Below are 440 nucleotides of genomic sequence, written 5' to 3'. Positions count from 1 at the left end.
TTTAAGGCTTGACTTTTCAAGTCTTTTTTGTTATTATATACTAAAGGAGAAAGAAATGAAGTTTAATGATGAATTATATAAAAAAGTGTTAGAAAGATACACATTAACAAAAGACGGAAAACTATTTTCTAAAAACGGTAAACAAAAAAAAGAGAGCAAAGATAAAGACGGTTATTATCAATTTTCAGCAAGTTTTGATAATAGAACTTTGAAAGTGAAAAAACATAGATTATTAGCATTCGCTTTTATTCCTAACCCAGAAAATAAAAAAATAGTAAACCATATTGACGGAAACAAGCAAAATAACGATTTAAATAACCTAGAATGGTGTACTAGCCAAGAAAATACATTACACGGAATATATGTATTGAAAACTATAAACCAAAAGGGGAGAATTAAAAAGTGACCAATATATTTGAAAAAGTACAGACAGCCAAGCA

The 440-nt window shown here is 27.3% G+C and carries 1 protein-coding gene; it reads left to right on the top strand.

What is annotated here, in order from left to right; genetic code table 11:
• A partial coding sequence (locus L979_RS15330; RefSeq protein ID WP_222592557.1) for an HNH endonuclease signature motif containing protein occupies positions 1-406 on the top strand: 406 nt, incomplete at its 5' end.
• Positions 407-440: the final 34 nt, after the last annotated feature.

The organism is Kocuria sp. ZOR0020 (assembly GCF_000800955.1).
GTDB classification, from domain to species: Bacteria; Actinomycetota; Actinomycetes; order Actinomycetales; family Micrococcaceae; genus Kocuria; species Kocuria subflava.
Note: the sequence above shows the minus strand (reverse complement) of the source record. Positions and strands in the feature narration are given on the sequence as shown.